Raw genomic sequence first — 17,773 nt, forward strand, 5'->3', positions numbered from 1 at the left:
TCCGCAGGCGGCTTTTGAACAGTCGCGACTGAGGCCACTATAGTCGAGCAACATGGAGACGAGGACACGCTTGATGCAGAATCCAGTTTCGCCAGTCCTTGCCAGCCCACAAGAGCGGGCGCGGGCCGTGCAGGCGGTGCTGGACAAGGACGGGCCGGAGATGGACCGCCGTCGTGAGCTGACGCAGGAGGTGGTCGACGCGCTGGCGGGCCAGGACCTGCTGCGCATGCTGCTGCCCAGAAGCATGGGCGGGCAGGAGGTGCCTCTCGTCGACTATGCCAGGGCCTGCGAGGCGCTGGCCTGGGCCGACGCCAGCACGGCGTGGTTCGTCAACCAGTCGAACGTGTCGATGGCGACGTCGGCCGCTTCGATGCCGCACGAGACGGCGGCGGCGATGTTCGAAGGACCTTATGCCGGCCTGGCCTGGGGCGCGCGCCACGACAAGAGCAAGGCGATCCGTGTCGAGGGCGGTTATCGCCTCACCGGCACCTGGAGCTTTGCCAGCGGCGGTCGGCACACCAAGTGGTTGGGCGCACACAGCGCCGTGCAGAATCCCGACGGCACGCCGCATACCCGCTACGGCCGGCCCGACGACCGCTCGTTCGTCTTCCTGCGCAGCCAGGCCAAGATCATCGACGACTGGCATGTGCTCGGCCTGCGCGGCACGGGCAGCGACAGCTACTCGGTCGAGGATCTGTTCATCCCCGACGCCCAGGCGCCGGCGCGCGATGTCGACGACGAGCGGCGCGAGAAGGGGCCGCTCTATCCCATCGGCTCGACGCTGCTCTATGCCACCGGCTTCTGCAGCGTCACCATCGGTATCGCACGGCGCCTGCTCGACACCTACGTCACCGTGGTGAAAGGCCGGCACAGCCGCTCCTCGCCGATGGCGATGATCAACAACCACGCCATCCAACGCGAGATGGCGATCCTGGAGGCTCGGCTCTCGGCGGTGCGCGCCTTCCTGCACGAGGCGGCGGGCCAGCTCTATGATGCCTCGGCCAAGGGCACGCTCGACGTCGACCTGCGCGTGCGGCTGCGACTCGCCACGACCTGGGGCATGAACGAGGCGACCGACGTATCGATCGCCTGCTATCGCGGCGCCGGCACCATGGCGATCTCCGAGAAGGCGCCGTTCGAGCGCCGCTTCCGCGACGCCATGAGCGCCAGCCAGCATCTGCAAGGCATGTGGCCGCATGCGGAGATGGTCGGCCGGCACCTGATCGGTGCGGATAACCTGGTGCAGTTCGTCTAGCGATCATATTCCTCCCCCGTCATACGGGGGAGGGTAGGGTGGGGGCAGGCCACAGTGCAGCTGCCAGCCACTTTCAGATCATGATTTTTAGAGATCGCCTTTGAGGCTCTCCCCCTCCCGTACCCTCCCCCGTATGACGGGGGAGGGGCTTGAGACAAGGCAAGAAGAGGAAACGCCATGCCGACCATCGACGTCCAGGTCCATGTCTACGAGCGCAACCATCCCGGCCGGCCGTGGCATGCCGTGCTGCATGGCCCGTCGGAGGTCACGGGCGATCAGATGGTGGCGGCGATGGACGCCGTCGGCGTCGACGGCGCGATCCTGGTCTCGCCCTACACGCAGTACCACTACGACGCCAGCTATGCGCTGGAGGTGCGCAGCAAGCATCCCGGCCGCTTCGCCGTGGTGAAGCCGGTCGATCCGACCGATCCCAAGGTCGCCGAGACCATTGCCGACTGGAGGAAGACGCCGGGCACGGTCGGCATCCGCATCATGATGGTGGCGGGTCCGCTGGTCGTGCCCGACGATCCTGGGGTTAATCGCGTGCTCGCCGCCGCGGCGCAGCACGCGCTGCCCGTCAATGTGCTGAGCTGGGGCCGCGTAGAACAGCTCGGGCCGCTTGCGGCGCGCAACCCCAACACGCGCATCGTCGTCGATCACATCGGCATGCTGCAGCCTTTCGAGCCGCCGAAACCCGCCGAGCCGTGGGCTGACCTGCCCAAGCTGCTGGCGCTGGCGCAGCACGACAATGTCGTGGTCAAGATCAGCGGCGCCGGCACGCTCGCCAAGCAGCCGTTCCCCTACAAGGACATCTGGGACCCGTTGCGGCGCATCTTCGACGCCTTCGGCATGGATCGCTGCATGTGGGGCACCGACTGGACGCGCGCGGTGGCGTTCCTGACCTATAAGGAAGGGGTGGAGGCGTTCCGCGTCACCGACCGCCTGACGGACAGCGAGCGTGCCACGCTGATGGGCGGCACGCTGCAGAAGGTCTACGGCTGGTCGCCCGCGAAGCGGTGATGCAGGTCCGCTTAGCGTCTTTGTCTTCCGGACCGCGCGCTTCCAGCGCGCTCATGAGCGCGCTGGAAGCGCGCGGTACGGAAGAGCATGAGCGGACTCGCTAAGCCTTCGCTTCTGCCTGCAGGTCCTGGCGCCGGAGCGCGCGGCCGGCGCGGCCGCCGCCGGGCTTGCCGTCGCGCCACACGATCTCTCCGTTGCACAGCACGACGTCGATGCCCTTGGCCGGCGAGATCGGCTTCTCGAAGGTCGCCGTGTCGATCACGGTCGCCGGATCGAACACGCAGACATCGGCATAGAAGCCCGGCTTGATTTCGCCGCGCTTGGTGAGCCCGAAGCGCTGCGCCGAGTACGACGTCATGCGCCGCACCGCGTCCTCCATTGGGAAGAGCTTCAGCTCGCGCGAATAGTGACCCAGCACGCGCGGAAACGTGCCCCACAGGCGCGGATGCGGATGGGCGTCGAAGGGGATGCCGTCCGAGCCGATCATGGCGCCGGGATGGGCCATGGCGCTCTGCACGTCCTTCTCGTCCATCATGAAGTAGATGGCGCCGGCCGGCTGGATGCGGTCGGCCGCTTCGCGCATGGAGCAGCCCATCTCCTGGGCGATCTCCTTGAGGTCGCGACCCGCCAGACCCTGCACCTTGTCGGACCAGGTGATCAGCACCTTGTCGGCGCGGTCCAGCATGTCGCTGCGCAGGATCGTCGAGCCTGCGATGTAGGGATAGACGTCGAAGGCGATCTGCTGCTGCTTCATCGCCTCGGTGAACTTGGGCAGCGTCTCCTTCATGCGCCCGAAGTTGGTGCGGCCCGAGCACTTGTGGTGCGAGACGATGATCGAGGCGCCGGCCCGCCGGCCGATCTCGAAGGTCTCATCCATCGCCGGCAGGATGTTCTCGCCCTCGTCGCGCATATGGGCGGTGTAGACGCCGCCCCACTTGCCGAGTGGCTTGGCCACCTCGGCGACCTCGTCGGTCGAGGCCGCGTTGGCCACGGCATAGAACAGCCCGCTCGACATGCCGATGGCGCCCTGTTCCAGGCTCTGGTCCAGAAGGTCGCGCATGCCGGCGATCTCGCCCGTGGTCGCGGTGCGGCCGAGATCGTCGCCCATGAAGTTCATGCGCAAGGTCGAGTGCCCGATCAGGAAGGCGCCGTTGATGGCAGGCTTGGCGGCGTCGACCTTGCTGGCGAACTCGCCGAAGCTCCTGGAGATGTTCGCCCTGTTCCTGACGATCAGCGACAGGAAATGGCCGACGTCGTCGCGAATGTAGGGCGCGGCCGACGCACCGCAGTTGCCGCACACCACGGTGGTCACGCCCTGGCTCGCCTTCATCGCCATGGTCGGGTTGTCGATCAGCGCCGTGTCGTCGTGGGTATGCACGTCGATGAAGCCCGGCGCCACGACCTTGCCCTTGGCGTCGATCTCGTTGTCGCCCTTGAGCGTGCCGGGCACCTCGACCGCGGCGATGCGATCGCCCTTCAGCGCCACATCGGCGGCGAACAGTTTCTTGCCCGTGCCGTCGGCCACCTGGCCGTTGCGGATCACGACGTCATAAGCAGCCATCTCTAAGAACTCCTACGCTTCGTTGCGGCCGAGCCGCATGTCGAGGTCGAACGGATAGAGCGGCCGCTTGACCCTGGTGTACTTGAAGAGCTTCAGGTCCGACGCCGTGCAGCCGTCGCCGTCGCACATCACGATGTGCTTGGCGATCGGCTCGAAGCCGGCGCGGAAATGCTGGCGCGACTTGATCAGGACATACTTCTTGCGCCGCGGGTCGATGCCGCAATGAGTGAAGACGCCAAGGTCGTAGGGCTCGGCGCGCCGCTCCGACACCACGATCTGCATCTTGCCGGTGTCGAGGACGGCGGTCCGGCCCATGCGCGCCGTGGTGCCGGTGGCCATCGGTCCGGTGACGACGAACTGGCCGTCGGTGATGGCCTTGACCTTGCCCGTTACCTTGAGCGGCTTGCCCTTCAGCCCCATGGCCGGCATGTCGATCTTGCCGCCGAGCTCGAGCGTCACCTCGGCGCCGACGCCCGCCTTGATCATCTGCTCGACACAGGCGGGATCGCAGATCGGGCCGGCACAGGCATCTTCCAGGCCCTGCTTCATCGCTTCCTCGATCACGCTCATGACGTCCTGCGTGCCGCCCGACGCGGTGTTGTCGCCATGATCGGCCATGACGATCGGGCCGCCGTCGAGCGACTTGGCCCGCGCCACCTGCACCGACAACGGCTCGGGATGGAACAGGAAGCCTTCGCGCTTCTCCCACGCGGTATCGAGGATCTTGTTCAGCAGGATCTCGCCCTCGGCGGTGCGCTTGTCGCAGACGATCACCGAGGAAAGGGCGAGGTGAGGGATGTCGGCCTGCGGGAAGCCGCCGAACACCGAGGCGTTCAGCACCTGGCCGGAGTCCTCGGCCTGGTTGGCCATGCCCATCAGCGTCTTCATCGGCTCGCGCGAGGGCGTGTGGACCAGCGAGCTGCTCATGATCGGCCGGTTGCCCCACACCATCCTGGGCTCGACCTCGCCGGCCAGCATGCGCATCAACGTGCGTCCCGACCGACGCGCGGTGTCCGCCATGTCGATGTGGGGATAGGTGCGGTAACCGGTGATGATGCTGGCGCCCTTGATCATGGCGTCGGTCATTTGGGTGTGGAAATCGAGCGCGACGGCGATCGGCACATCGGGCGCAATCTTGCGGATGCGGTTCAGAAGTTCGCCTTCGCCGTCGTCGTAGTGCTCGGCGACCATGGCGCCGTGCAGGGCGAGCAGGACGGCGTCGCAGCCCTTCTTCACTTCGTCGACGATGGCCGTCGTCATCTGCTCATAGGCGGCCTTGGTCACCAGGCCCGACGGATGGGCCGACGCCGCCATCGGCACGGTGAACTCGGCACCCGCCTTGCGCGCCACTTCGATGAAGCCGCCGAGCGAGGTGTTGGTGCCTTCCGACTCCTTGATGGCGGCCGGACCGCCCAGGGCGCCGGAGCGGGAAAAGGACTCGATAGGGGTAGGGAGCGGCGAGAACGTATTGGTCTCGTGCATCATCATCGCCACCACGAACTTTTGCGCCACCTTCACCCTCCGTTACTGCCAAGTCCTTGAGCAATCTATCGAATTGCCTGAAAAGCTGGCTTTCTGAGCTTTGCATCGACTGCAAGCCAGCTTCGCGTGATTCTTGTGCGTTGCAGAAAGGCAACACAAAAACCGGAACACAAAGTTGGCTAAATCTGTGAAATTAAGAGCTTTTTTCCCTCTTGCTTTTCCTTCGCAGGTGCACCATTCTTGGGGTGCAGCAAACGTCGCCTCGGCGACCTCTTTGTTTGCTGTATGCCCGTCTTGGGCGTTTCCTCCCTAAACTCGGGCCGTGCTTGTCACGGCCCTTTTTTTTGCGTGCTGCGTGATTGATCGGCGGTAGCTACTCGGCGGCCACTACTCAGCAGCCAGCGGCCGGGGCAGCAGTACGGCGAGCGCCTGGCTCGCGACCTCTTCGAGGAAGCCAGCCATGATCCGCTCGATGGCGACGGCGTTGTCGAGCTTCTTGTGACGGCCCTCGTCCATGTACAGGGACCGATTGATTTCGATCTGCAGGGCGTGCCGGTTGAGGCCGGGCCGGCCGTAGCGCTGAGTCGTGAAGCCGCCGGCGTAGGGCTGGTTGCGCTGAACCTTCAGGCCGTGGCTGGCGAACCAGCGTTCGGCGCTGTCGACGAGGTCGGGGGCGCAGGATTCGCCGTGGTTGTCGCCCAGCACGATATCGACGCGATGGTCGCGTTCGCGCGGGCCGACGCCTGAGGCCGAGGACGGCATGGAATGGGCATCGATCAGGAGCGCCGTGCCGAACTGGCGATGCGTGTGCTCGACCAGGGTCGAAAGCGCCGTGTGATAAGGCCGCCAGCAGGTTTCCAGCCGGTGCTCGATCTCCTCGGACGGCACGCGGCCGCGATAGATCGCCTCGCCGCTGGCTGCCACGCGCGGGATCATGCCCAGGCCTGCCGCGACACGCGTCGTGCGATGGTTCAGCGGCCGTGGCAGGGGCCCCTCGAACATGCCCGGATCGAGCTCGTAGGGCTCTCGGTTGGCATCGACGAAGGAGCGCGGAAAGCGGGCGGCCAGGAACGGAACGCCGAGCCCGGGTGCCGCCGCAAACAGCTCGTCGACGAAGGCATCCTCGGCGCGGCGCAACGCCGCCAGGGGCACCGCGGTCTGGGCGAGGAAGCGGGCTGGGTAGACCGATCCGCTGTGCGGCGAGGCCACCACGACCGGTGCGCTCTGGCGCCGCGGCGGGCGGTAATCCAAGGCCTCGTGGTCGAACGCGGTCGGCAAAAACTCCATGCATGCGTCATAGCGCGCGGATCGGGGCGCGTCACGCACTGCGCGTGCATCCCGGCATTGTCTCACACTTGCCAACCCGGACTTCGCGATGTAGACGACCGCACCTTGGCGATGCCCTGAGAAATTGGGGGCGCGTAGCTCAGCGGTAGAGCACTGTCTTGACATGGCAGGGGTCACAGGTTCAATCCCTGTCGCGCCCACCATCGCCCACCACAATCCCTTGTCCGAATTCTTCTCCCTCTACTCACACGACTTCGTGCGCGTAGCCTGCTGCGTGCCGCGCACCCGCGTCGCCGACACCGGCTACAACCTCGCCGAGACGCTGCGGCTGGCCGCCGAAGGTGACAAGGCCCGCACAGCCGTCATGGTCTTTCCCGAGCTGGGACTGTCGTCCTACGCCATCGAGGACCTGCTGCTGCAGGACGCGCTCCTGGACGAGGTCGAGGCGTCGATCGCCAAGGTCGTCGCAGCCTCGAACAAGCTCTTTCCCGTCCTGATCGTCGGCGCCCCGCTGCGCCTCGCCGGCCGCCTGTACAACACCGCCATCGTCATCCATCGCGGCGCCATCCTGGGCGTCGTCCCGAAGACCTACCTGCCGAACTACCGCGAGTTCTACGAAAAGCGCCACTTCGTGTCGGGCGCCAACATCATCGAGAACACGATCAGGATCGCCGGCCACGAGGCGCCGTTCGGCACCGACATGCTGTTCCGCTCGACCGGCAGCGTGCCTCTCACGTTCCATGTCGAGATCTGCGAGGACATCTGGGTGCCGGTGCCGCCATCGAGCCACGCGGCTCTCGCCGGCGCCGAGCTGCTGGTCAACCTGTCGGCCAGCAACATCACCATCGGCAAGGCCGAGGCGCGGCGCCTGTTGTGCGGCAGCCAGTCGGCGCGCGCCATCGCCGCCTATGCTTATTCGGCGTCCGGCCCGGGCGAATCGACGACCGACCTCGCCTGGGACGGCCATGCCGCGATCTACGAGCTGGGCGACCAGCTCGCCGAGACGAGCCGCTTCGAGAAGGACTCGACCATCGTCACGGCCGACGTCGATATCGGCCGCATCCGCCAGGAGCGGCTGCGCAACAACGGCTTCGCCGACTGCGCGATGATCGAGGGCGACAGGGTGAAGCGCTTCCGCAAGGTCGACTTCGTGCTCGAGGCGCCGCGCGGCAAGGTGGCGCTCGAGCGCCCCATCGAGCGCTTCCCCTACGTGCCGTCCGATCCGGCCAAGCTGCGCGACAATTGCTACGAGGCCTACAACATCCAGATCCAGGGCCTGGCCCAGCGCCTGATGTCGAGCCGTACGGAGAAGGCGATCATCGGCGTGTCGGGCGGTCTCGATTCGACGCAGGCGCTGATCGTCACCTGCCGGGCGATGGACCAGCTCAAGCTGCCGCGCAAGAACATCTATGCCTACACGCTGCCGGGCTTCGGCACGTCGGACAAGACGCACAAGAACGCCTGGCGGCTGATGGAGGCGCTGGGCGTGACCGCGGCCGAGATCGACATCAAGCCAGCCGCGCAGCAGATGCTGGCCGACATCGGCCATCCCTTCGCCCAGGGCAAGAAGGTCTACGACGTCACCTTCGAGAACGTGCAGGCGGGACTGCGCACCGATTACCTGTTCCGTCTCGCCAACCAGCAGGGCGGCATGGTGGTCGGCACCGGCGACCTCTCCGAGCTGGGGCTGGGCTGGTGCACCTACGGCGTCGGCGATCACATGTCGCACTACAATCCCAACGGCTCGGTCTCCAAGACGCTGATCCAGCACCTGATCCGCTTCGTCGCGGCATCGGGCGACGTCGGCAAGGACACGGCCGAGATCCTGCACGACATCCTCGACACCGAGATCTCGCCCGAGCTGATCCCGGCCGGTGCGGGAGGCGCCATCCAGTCGACCGAGCAGTCGGTCGGTCCCTACGCACTGCAGGACTTCAATCTCTTCTACCTGACCCGGCTCGGCTTCCGGCCGTCCAAGATCGCGTTCATGGCTTGGAATGCCTGGCATGACATCGACAAGGGCGCCTGGCCCGCCAACCTGCCGGCAGGCACGCGCCGGGCCTACGAGCTCGGCGAGATCCGGCACTGGCTGAAACTGTTCCTGCGGCGCTTCTTCACCAACCAGTTCAAGCGCTCGGCCCTGCCCAACGGCCCCAAGATCTCGTCCGGCGGCTCTCTGTCGCCGCGCGGCGACTGGCGCGCCCCGTCCGACGGCAGCCCGGACATCTGGCTGGCCGAGGTCGAGACGGTTCCCGAGAAGGTGAAATAGAAAGGTCACAGACCGGCCCGCGAACGAAACCGGGCGGTCGCGCGTTGGCACGTCGATCCCATCAAGGGAGGGTGTGCGATGGCTGATCCAACGCTGACCATTTCATCCGAGAGCGTCTGCTTCATCATCGTCAAGGCGCGCGAATTCGACGCCCAGGACGTGGTGACCGATCCAGATTCGGGTTCCAATGCCGCCGATGACGGGACGGCGTCGGTGCTCGAGGCGCATGCCGACGACCTGACGCAGAAAGAACTCGTGGCGTTCATCAACGCACTGAGCGAGGAGGAGCAGGCCGACCTTGTGGCACTGCTGTGGCTGGGTCGCGGCGACGGCACGATGGAGGACTGGGACGACCTGCGCGACGAGGCGCAGCGGCAACACAACAACCGCACTGCCGCCTATCTGCTGGGCGAGCCGCTGCTGTCCGATCATCTCGAGGAGGGTCTCTCGCAGTTCGGCTTCTCGTGCGAGGATTTCGAAATCGGTCGCCTGTGACGTCTTTCGCCGGTCGCGGTCTGTCAGTACAAATAGGCATCGGAGGACGTTCGATGCCGCTCAACATCAAGAAGACCGTCAAGCAGATGGTCGCTGAAGCCGACAGTCAGATCGAAACCATGCCGCTTGCCGACGTGATGAAGCTGCATGGTCAGCCCGGTGTCACCTTCATCGACATCCGCGATCCGCGCGAGCTGTGGCGCGACGGCACGATCCCCGGCGCGATCAACGTGACGCGCGGCATGCTCGAGATGTGGATCGATCCCGAGAGCCCCTACGCCAAGGATTATTTCCAGACCGGCAACAAGTTCATCTTCTTCTGTGCCGGCGCCTGGCGCTCGGCCCTAGCGACCAAGACGGCGCAGGACATGGGCCTGACGCCGGTCGCCCACATCGAGGGTGGCTTCGGCGCCTGGAAGAAGGCGGGCGGACCGGTCGAGAAGGTCGAGCCCAAGAAATAGGTTGGCGATGAGCCCCGACACCGCGCTGGTGCCGCAGCCGACGCTCGACGACTTTCCCGAGTTCGTCTCGATCCCGATCCGCATTGCCCGCAACGCCGCGGCGTGGCCCGACAAGCGGGCCGTGATGTGCGAGGACAAGGCGCGCGCCTGGCGCGACTTCGACCGGCGCATCAACCGCATCGCCCGCACGCTCGCCGGCATGGGCATCGGCCGGGGCGACAAGATCGCGATCCTCGCCGCCAACTCGATCGAGTACCTGGAAACCTTCATGGGCGGCCTGCGCGTCGGCGCCTGCGTGGTGCCGCTGTCGACCATGGCGGCGGCCGATGCGCTCGAGAAGATGCTCGACGACTGTGATGCCAAGGTGCTGTTCCTGTCGCAGCAGTATCGCGACTTGGTCGAGCCGTATGAGGATCGCCTCGGCAAGCTGATCGATGGCGGCCGTATCGCCTACGATTTCAGGCGCGCGGGCTGGCGCGACTTCGAGGAATGGCGGGAGCGGGCGAGCGATGCGCCGTTCGAGGTGCCGATCAGCCAGCTCGACGACTTCAACATCATCTACAGCTCGGGCACGACCGGCCTGCCCAAGGGCATCCTGCACAGCCACATCATGCGCGACATGCTGGCCGTGAGGTTCACGGCCTTCGAATACGGGCCGGACAGCGTATCGCTCGCCTCGACGCCGCTTTACTCCAACACCACGCTGGTTGCCGTGCTGGCGACGGTCGGGCTTGGCGGCACGACGATCCTGATGCCGCGGTCCGACGTCGTGAAGTTCCTGGAGACTGCCCAACGCGAGCGCGTGACCCACGCGATGCTGGTGCCGGTCCAGTATCAGCGCATCCTGGCGCACCCCGACTTCGACAAGTATGACCTCAGCGCCTTCAAGGCCAAGCTCTCGACCAGCGCTCCGCTGCGCGCCCATATCAAGGCCGACTGCCTGAAGCGCTGGCCGGGCCACCTGGTCGAGATCTACGGCCTAACCGAGGGCGGGGCGAGCTGCACCCTGGTCGCCGACCTCCACCCCGACAAGCTGCACACCGTGGGCCAGCCGGGCCTGGGCAGCGAGATCGTCGTGCTCGACGAGCAGGGCAAGGTCCTGCCGCAGGGCGAGGTGGGCGAGCTCGCCGGCCGTGCCCAGCTGATGATGAAGGGCTACTACAAGCAGCCGGACAAGACGCGCGACCTGTTCTGGCACGATGACAGGGGCCAGCTCTTCTTCAAATCGGGCGACATGGGCCGCATCGACGAGGACGGCTTCATCGTCCTGCTCGATCGCAAGAAGGACATGATCATCTCCGGCGGCTTCAACGTCTATGCCGCCGACATCGAGGTGATGATGCTCAGGCATCCCGACGTGATCGACGTGGCGGTGATCGGCATCCCGAGTGAGCAGTGGGGCGAATCGCCGATGGCGCTCTGCGTGCGCCGGGCCGGCGCGGGGGTGTCGGAGGACGAGATCCGCGACTGGGCCAACGGCCAGCTCAGCAAGACCCAACGCCTGGTCGCGGTGGAATTCCGCGATTCGCTGCCGCGCAGCACCATCGGCAAGATCATGAAACGCGAACTGCGCGAGCCCTACTGGGCCGGCCGCACCGCGAGGATTTGAGGCGACGACCATGACTGAACCGACACTGCGCACTTCCCATCTGTTCACGCTGAGCCTGACGGTCGATCCCAACATGACCGACATCGGCGAGACGCCGTACGGGCGCCGCCGCATCGGCACCGTGACCGGCGGCACCTTCGAGGGCGAGGAACTGCGCGGCACGGTCCTGCCGTCGCCGGGCGGCGACTGGCTGCTGCTCAGGCGCGACGGCATCCTGCAGCTCGATGTCCGCATCACCCTCAAGACCGACGACGATCATCTCGTCTACATGAGCTATCGCGGCATGCGGCACGGGCCGGCCTGGGTGATCGAGCAGCTCAACAAGGGCGAGAAGGTCGATCCCAGTCAGTACTATTTCCGCACTACGCCGTGGTTCGAGACGTCTTCGGAGAAGTACCGATTCCTCAACCGTATCGTCTCCGTCGCCACCGGCCGCCGCGATCCGGCCGGCCCGGTCTACGACGTGTTCCAGGTGCTGTAACGGACCGCGGGCCTGGAGGCCCGCCTATTGTCATCCTGAGCGTAGCGAAGGATCTCATGCCGGTTGCAAGCGGCGATGAGGTCCTTCGCTACGCTCAGGACGACAGAGCGGAGATCTTCGCCAGCACCGGCAGGATGTATTCGCGGAACTTCGCCGGATGCTCGCTCATCGGGAAGTGGCCGACATGCTTCATGATCTGCACCTCGACGCCCGGGATCTGCGCCGCCGTGCGCAGCGTGTCCTCCGACGTGCAGGAGAAGTCGTACTCGCCGGTCAGCAGGTAGAGCGGGCAGACCTTGGTGTCGATCGTCTTCACCTTCTCGCGCAGGTCGCCGTCGACGCGATAGAAGTAGAGGTCGCCTTTGAACACGCCGGGTCCACCCTGCATGTACATCCACAGCGTCTCGTGGCGGCTGACGGGTGGGCTTTGCGGCGCGATCAGGCCGGAGACAAGCGCCGCGCAGACTTCGCCGCCATGGACATCCGGCCGGTGTAGCCACGCGGTGTCGTACCAGGGCTGCTGGAAGTCGGCGGCCTCGAGCGCGATCAGGGCGCGGAACTCCGTGGCGTGGGCGATCGCAAGATTGAGCACGATGCGCCCGCCGATCGAGCAACCCATGACCACGGGCCGGTCGAGCTCCATGGCCGCGCAGAAGGCGCGGATGGCGGCCGTATAGGACGTCGTCGTCAGCCGATACTCGGTCTTCTCCCATCCGTCGGGCGGCGTCGACTTGCCATGCCACGGCATGTCGAAGGCGAGCACGCGGAAGCGCGACGTGATCTCGGGATCGGCGAGCAGGTGGCGGTACTGGCGGTTGTCGGCTCCCGCCGTGTGCAGGCAGACCAGCGGGATGCCGCCCCCGCCCTTGGGGCCGGCCTCCTCGAAATAGATGCGGTGATCGACGCCGTCGATCTTGAGCCGCAGGTAGCGGCCAACCATGGGGTCGAGCTGCGGCGCCATGGTCAGCCTTCCGACGACAAGCGGCGCGGCAGGGCCAGCAGGTCCTTGAAGAACTGCAGGTTCTGCAGCAGCGGCCGGAAGTCGCCTTCCATCGAGGCGACGCCCCGCTTGGTCAGGGCGAACAGGTCATGCCAACCGGGGGGTGGCTCTACCTGCCAATGCTGCGTCCAGGCTTCCTTGTCGGCGCGTATGGTGAAGGCCGAGGAGCGCATCAGCCTCGTGCCGCGTTCGAAGGCGGCCAATGCGCCGTTCTCAAGACCCAGGAAGAACGGCTGCTCGCCGACATCGACGCGGCAATCGACTGTCACCCAACGCCCGCGGCGCTGGAGATCTGTGTCGTCCGCGAGCAGGTCGGGTAGTCGGGCGAAGCGATCGGCAGGAGTCATTCCTGCAAAATGTACTCGATCGTCGATCCGTCGGAAGCCTTGAAAACGGTTTTGACCCAGCGGCCGCTGTCGTCGAACCACTGGTCCTTGTTGACGTCGCCGGAGTAGCGGTAGTGGTTGGCGTCGACCCAGCCGGTGGCGGTCTTCACCTTTTCCCGCCCGAGCGGCGTGACGTGGAAATGCATCTGTGAGCCGTTCTGGGTGTTGAACAGCGTGGTCTGGCCGATCTGACGTACGTTCCAGTGTGATGTCGGCAGCGTGCCCGGCGGCATGACCTCGCGGCCTGACGGGCGCTGGACATCGATGCCATTGGCGGTCCGCTGGGCGCGCACCGTGTACTTCGTGCCGTTGTCGTCGGTCTGGGTGAAGGCCGATTGGAAGGCATCGCCGGTCCAGTTTTCCTGGCCGCGGTGGGTATAGCGGTAGGCGGTGATGCCCATGACCTTCACGCCGAAGTCGATCGTGGTCGATACCGTCAGGTCGGAGCCGTTGTGCTGGAAGGCCAATGTGTGCCGCCCGATCGGCTCGCCGTTGCGATAAACGGCGAAGGTCAGGGTCGGGCCATAAGGCTGGTCCTGGGCGCCGGCTGCCGCAACGCCACCGGCGATCGCCAGGCACAGGGCGGCGACAAGACGGAACATGATGGTATCCCCTCGTCGATCATACGCTGCAGAGAGCGTTTGGATCACCCCCTTGCTATGGGGGAAATGAAGACGAGGGCGATCGGCTAGACGACGCGGTCGGCCCGCAGCTTCTCGATCGCAGCGGCCTCGTAGCCCAGTTCCCGCAGGATCTGGTCGGTATGCTCGCCGAGCTTGGGCGCGCGACTGCGGATGGTGAGCGGCGTGCGCGAGAGCTTCACCGGCTCCTGAAGCACGGGCGCCGGCTTGGCCATGCCGGGGTAGTCCATGTGATGGAAGAACTCGGCCGCTTTCACATGCGGGTCGTCGAGCGTCTGCTGCGGCGCGTAGACGGGGCCGGCGGGGATGCGGTTGGCCTCGAGCTCGGTCAGCGCCTCCGTGACGGTCCGTGTGTCGCACCATTTCTGCATGATCGCCGACAGCGCCTCGCCATTGTCGCCGCGCGCCAGGTCGTCCTTGAAGCGCGGGTCCTTGGCCAGGCCCTCGTCGCCCATCAGCTTGCACCAGCGCACGAACAGCGGCTGGCCGATGGTCATGGCGTAGATCCAGCCGTCCTTGCACTTGTAGCTGTCCGAAGGACCGGCGGTGAAACCGCGGTTGAGCGTGGCGATGCGGTTGAGCTGCAGCGCCGCTTGCTCGATCAGATGGCTGTTGGTGATGTTGATGGCGGTGCGCAGCAGCGCCGTCTCGACCTTCTGGCCCTTGCCGCTCTTGGCGCGGTCCATCAGGGCCGCCAGGACGCCGACGGTGCTGAGCAGGGCCGAGCCGAAATCGACGAACGGCGCATTGGCGCGTGTCGGCACTTTTCCATCGCCCGACAGGTGCATGGCGCCGGACATGGCCTGGCCGATCGTGTCGAAGCCGACGCGCGTGGCGTAGGGGCCCTCCGAGCCGAAGGTCGAGTTGGTGGCGAGGATGATGCGCGGGTTGATCGCCGAGATGGTCTCGTAGTCGATGCCCATGCGCTTGAGGTCCTCGTAGGGCAGGTTGGCGATGACCACGTCGGACACCGCCACCAGCTTCCGCACGATTTCCTGGCCGGCTGGCTTCATGGGATTGAGCGTGAGACCGAGCTTGTTGCGCCCCATCTGGAGGAACATGGCGCCTTCGCCGCCTTCGGCGACCGGCGTCACCCAGCGATCCTCGCTGCCGTCGAGCTTCTCGATGCGGATCACCTCCGCGCCGAGGTCGCCCAGCATAGTGCCGCAGAACGGCCCAGCGATGTACCGGCCGAAATCGAGAACGCGAATCCCTTCAAGAACCCCAGCCATGGAACGCTTGCCTCCCAGTTTCGTCAGGCCGCGCGAACGCGCCTTTGCCGAACCAATATCAGAGCCGGCAGCACTGTAGGAACAGTACCGGCCTATTCGAAGACCGGATCCATCCCGGCCTTTTGCAGTGCGGCGGCGCGGGCCTTCAGCAGCCCCCGCCGAAGGCCTTGTCGTCGGACGGGCCGCTGATGTTGAAGGCCTTCCAGGCGTCGAGCAGGACCTGCTGGCGCCTGATCAGCCCCTCATTGTGCTTCTGGGCGACATCCGTCCATACGCCCTTCTCCTTGAAGGCACGGACGGTGCCCTCGTGATAGGGGATGACCCACTGGAGGTTCTGTAGTGACAGCTCCATGCCTTCGGCGCCGGGCGCGCCGTCCCGATAGGCACTGTAGGTGTCGATCATCGCCTTGGTGACGGCGTAGATCATGTCGGCCGGGCGGTCGGCGTAGGTCATGAATATCGGGTAGGCGTAGTTCGACATGGCCACGGGTGATTGTGCGGACAGTCCGCCCGCGCCGCAGGTCGCCTTGTGCGGCACGAAGTAGGGCGCCTTCTTGTGGATGCGAGCCCAGCCCTCCTTGTCGTTGGCTGGCAGGGCGGGCCATACGACGCCGCGCGGCGAGGAGGCGGCCTCGTTGGATTGGCCGGACAGCGTCGAGGTCAGGGCGACGTCGACCTCGTTGTTGATGAAGCCTTTCCACATGGCGTTGTTGGAGGCGAACTGCACGGGCGTGACGTCCTGCTCGGCGAGGCCGCCAAAGGCGATCAGCGCCAGCGCACCCTGTGTCAGCGCGGGCGATCCCACGACCACCCCCAGGCGTTTGCCCTTGATGTCCTTGATCTCCTTGACGCCGATGTCGCCGGCGACAGCGATGCCCAGCCCATTGCAGCCGGTGGCCGCCATGATCAGCCGCACCGGCTGCGGACCCCAGGCCTTGGCGCCGAACTCGAACGCGCCCTCCTGCGCGAAGTAGGTGCCGATGCCCATCTGCGAGATGACGGCGCGATTGGCCTTTACCGGCGACAGGCGCCCGGTGTCGTTGCCGGACGGCAGGATGCGCACGTCGGAGCCGTAGGCCTTCTTGAACTGCTGGCCGATGGCGACGGCGACGTTGAAGCCGGACGAGCCGCTGTCGTAGGCGGTCCACGCCATTTCCGGCGGCACGGACTGGCCGGCCGCGGGACCGGATGCAAAAGCCATCACGATGGCGCCCGCAGCGACGCAGCGTCTCCGTACGGAACGTGCCCGGCCGGCGTTCAATCGAAGAAGGTGTTGGGTTTCAGGAAGAAGGCCAACATCAGGCAGCCTTCGTCGGTCCAGGCGTCGTGACGGCTGCCGGAGCGGCGCCAGACATAGTTGCCGGCACGACAGACGCCCATGTGATCGGCGAACGAGCCTTCGAGGACGAAGGTCTGTTCGATGGCAACATGTTCGTGCTGCGGAAGCCGGGCGCCCGGCGCCCAGCGCATCAGCACGGTCGACATGCCGGTCGCCGGATTCTCCATCAGGGTCTTGGCCTCGACGCCGGTAAAGCGCGTCGGCTTCCAGGGGATGGAAGGAACGTCGACGTAGGTCGAATCGGGGATGAAGGTCTCGGCGTTCATGCGTTCGCCCTCTGCTTGGCGGCGGTCAAGGTGCCGCCACGCATGACATGGCCGGGCAGGGGCCGGCCCACGACCTCTTCGGCGAGCTTGGCGACCTCGATCAGCCGGTCGATGTCGAGCCCGGTCTCCACGCCCATCTCCTCGCACATGAAGGCGAAGTCCTCGGTGCAGATGTTGCCGGCGGCGCCGTCGGTCGCGGCGAACGGGCAGCCGCCCAGGCCCGCGATCGAGGCGTCGAATTTGGTGACGCCCAGGCGCAGCCCGGCATAGGCAGCCGCCTGGCCAGTGCCGCGGGTATCGTGCAGGTGCAGCCCGATCTCGAGTTCGGGCCACTTGTTGCGGATGGCGCCGATCAGCCGCTCGACCGAACGCGGCGTCGCCCAGCCCATGGCGTCGGTGAGCTTGATGCCCTTGAGCTTGAAGCCCGCCAGCTCGGCTTCATCGAGGGCCAACTGGACGCGTTGCAGGATCAGCTCGGTCGACAGCTCACCCTCGTAGTTGCAGCCGAAGGCGCCGAGGATGATGCCCCATTCGACCGGCATGCCGCGGTCCTTGAAGGTCTTCAGCGACATGCGCTGCTCGACCATGGCGTCCGCCACCGACTTGCCGATGTTCTTGCGCGAGAAGGTGTCGGAGGCGGTGACGCGCACGCCGCCATCGACGTGCAAGGGCCCGCGCAGGGCGCGCTCGAGGCCCTGCTGGTTCAGCCACAGGGCGGCGTACTCGATGCCGGGCTTCTGCCGGATCTTCGACGCGACCTCCTCGGCATCGGCCATGGTCGGCACGCGCTTGGGATTCACGTAGGAGACGCAGGCAATGTGGCCGAGCCCGGTGTCCGCCAGCGCCTCGATGAGGCGCACCTTGTCGGCCACCGGGATCATCTTCTTCTCCGACTGGAAGCCCTCGCGAGGGCCCTCCTCGGAGATCGCCACGCGCTTGGGCAGGTCGGACATGGAGCACACTCCTTTGAAAATACCGTCATCCCGACC

The 17,773-nt window shown here is 66.1% G+C and carries 17 protein-coding genes and 1 tRNA gene; 8 read left to right on the forward strand and 10 right to left on the reverse strand.

What is annotated here, in order from left to right; all coding sequences use genetic code 11:
* Nucleotides 1-73: 73 nt before the first annotated feature.
* Both RSO01_RS13140 and RSO01_RS13145 read left to right on the forward strand, forming a co-directional pair.
* Nucleotides 74-1,255: an acyl-CoA dehydrogenase family protein gene (locus RSO01_RS13140; protein WP_170303028.1), complete on the forward strand. Its 1,182-nt coding sequence runs from the start codon at nt 74-76 to the stop codon at nt 1,253-1,255.
* A gap of 177 nt (nt 1,256-1,432) precedes the next feature.
* Nucleotides 1,433-2,275, forward strand: a complete 843-nt coding sequence (locus RSO01_RS13145) for an amidohydrolase family protein (RefSeq protein WP_147149555.1) — start codon at nt 1,433-1,435, stop codon at nt 2,273-2,275.
* Between the two features lie 100 nt (nt 2,276-2,375).
* Here RSO01_RS13145 and RSO01_RS13150 read toward each other — a convergent pair whose 3' ends face one another.
* The 3 genes from RSO01_RS13150 to RSO01_RS13160 all read right to left on the reverse strand — a co-directional run bounded on the left by RSO01_RS13150 (nt 2,376) and on the right by RSO01_RS13160 (nt 6,605).
* On the reverse strand, nt 2,376-3,836 hold the full coding sequence (locus RSO01_RS13150) for an N-acyl-D-amino-acid deacylase family protein (protein ID WP_147149556.1): 1,461 nt from the start codon (nt 3,834-3,836) through the stop codon (nt 2,376-2,378).
* 12 nt (nt 3,837-3,848) lie between these two features.
* A complete protein-coding gene (locus RSO01_RS13155) occupies nt 3,849-5,348 on the reverse strand; it encodes a M81 family metallopeptidase (RefSeq protein ID WP_218037331.1) in 1,500 nt (499 codons plus the stop codon).
* 357 nt (nt 5,349-5,705) lie between these two features.
* Nucleotides 5,706-6,605, reverse strand: a complete 900-nt coding sequence (locus RSO01_RS13160; protein ID WP_170303029.1) for an N-formylglutamate amidohydrolase — start codon at nt 6,603-6,605, stop codon at nt 5,706-5,708.
* A 128-nt stretch (nt 6,606-6,733) separates the two neighbouring features.
* Between RSO01_RS13160 and RSO01_RS13165 the strand changes: the two genes are divergently transcribed.
* The 6 genes from RSO01_RS13165 (at nt 6,734) to RSO01_RS13190 (ending at nt 11,920) form a co-directional block, all read left to right on the forward strand.
* A tRNA-Val gene (locus RSO01_RS13165) sits at nt 6,734-6,808 on the forward strand.
* 17 nt (nt 6,809-6,825) lie between these two features.
* Nucleotides 6,826-8,874, forward strand: coding sequence for an NAD(+) synthase (locus tag RSO01_RS13170; protein ID WP_246158366.1), 2,049 nt, complete (start codon nt 6,826-6,828; stop codon nt 8,872-8,874).
* Between the two features lie 78 nt (nt 8,875-8,952).
* Nucleotides 8,953-9,369: a DUF3775 domain-containing protein gene (locus tag RSO01_RS13175; protein ID WP_147149558.1), complete on the forward strand. Its 417-nt coding sequence runs from the start codon at nt 8,953-8,955 to the stop codon at nt 9,367-9,369.
* Nucleotides 9,370-9,422: 53 nt separating this feature from the next.
* On the forward strand, nt 9,423-9,830 hold the full coding sequence (locus RSO01_RS13180; protein WP_147149559.1) for a rhodanese-like domain-containing protein: 408 nt from the start codon (nt 9,423-9,425) through the stop codon (nt 9,828-9,830).
* Between the two features lie 7 nt (nt 9,831-9,837).
* Entirely contained in the window at nt 9,838-11,439 is a 1,602-nt protein-coding gene (locus RSO01_RS13185; RefSeq protein WP_147149560.1) for a class I adenylate-forming enzyme family protein, read from the forward strand.
* A 10-nt stretch (nt 11,440-11,449) separates the two neighbouring features.
* Nucleotides 11,450-11,920, forward strand: a complete 471-nt coding sequence (locus RSO01_RS13190) for a DUF3237 domain-containing protein (protein WP_147149561.1) — start codon at nt 11,450-11,452, stop codon at nt 11,918-11,920.
* A 94-nt stretch (nt 11,921-12,014) separates the two neighbouring features.
* Here RSO01_RS13190 and RSO01_RS13195 read toward each other — a convergent pair whose 3' ends face one another.
* The 7 genes from RSO01_RS13195 to RSO01_RS13225 form a co-directional block, all read right to left on the reverse strand.
* Nucleotides 12,015-12,881 (reverse strand): alpha/beta fold hydrolase, encoded by an 867-nt coding sequence (locus tag RSO01_RS13195; protein WP_147149562.1) that lies wholly within the window; start codon nt 12,879-12,881, stop codon nt 12,015-12,017.
* Nucleotides 12,882-12,883: 2 nt separating this feature from the next.
* Nucleotides 12,884-13,267, reverse strand: coding sequence for a hypothetical protein (locus tag RSO01_RS13200; protein WP_147149563.1), 384 nt, complete (start codon nt 13,265-13,267; stop codon nt 12,884-12,886).
* A complete protein-coding gene (locus RSO01_RS13205; RefSeq protein ID WP_147149564.1) occupies nt 13,264-13,908 on the reverse strand; it encodes a DUF6134 family protein in 645 nt (214 codons plus the stop codon). Before RSO01_RS13205 ends, RSO01_RS13200 begins: the two co-directional genes overlap by 4 nt.
* Nucleotides 13,909-13,994: 86 nt before the next feature.
* Nucleotides 13,995-15,179: a CaiB/BaiF CoA transferase family protein gene (locus RSO01_RS13210; protein ID WP_147149565.1), complete on the reverse strand. Its 1,185-nt coding sequence runs from the start codon at nt 15,177-15,179 to the stop codon at nt 13,995-13,997.
* Nucleotides 15,180-15,324: 145 nt separating this feature from the next.
* Nucleotides 15,325-16,380, reverse strand: a complete 1,056-nt coding sequence (locus tag RSO01_RS13215) for a TAXI family TRAP transporter solute-binding subunit (protein ID WP_246158369.1) — start codon at nt 16,378-16,380, stop codon at nt 15,325-15,327.
* A gap of 56 nt (nt 16,381-16,436) precedes the next feature.
* A complete protein-coding gene (locus tag RSO01_RS13220; protein ID WP_147149566.1) occupies nt 16,437-16,784 on the reverse strand; it encodes a cupin domain-containing protein in 348 nt (115 codons plus the stop codon).
* A complete protein-coding gene (locus RSO01_RS13225; protein ID WP_147149567.1) occupies nt 16,781-17,737 on the reverse strand; it encodes a hydroxymethylglutaryl-CoA lyase in 957 nt (318 codons plus the stop codon). The genes RSO01_RS13220 and RSO01_RS13225 overlap by 4 nt, the downstream gene beginning before the upstream one ends.
* Nucleotides 17,738-17,773: the final 36 nt, after the last annotated feature.

Origin of the sequence: Reyranella soli (genome assembly GCF_007992495.1) — a bacterium.
In the GTDB taxonomy this organism is placed as follows: Bacteria; Pseudomonadota; Alphaproteobacteria; order Reyranellales; family Reyranellaceae; genus Reyranella; species Reyranella soli.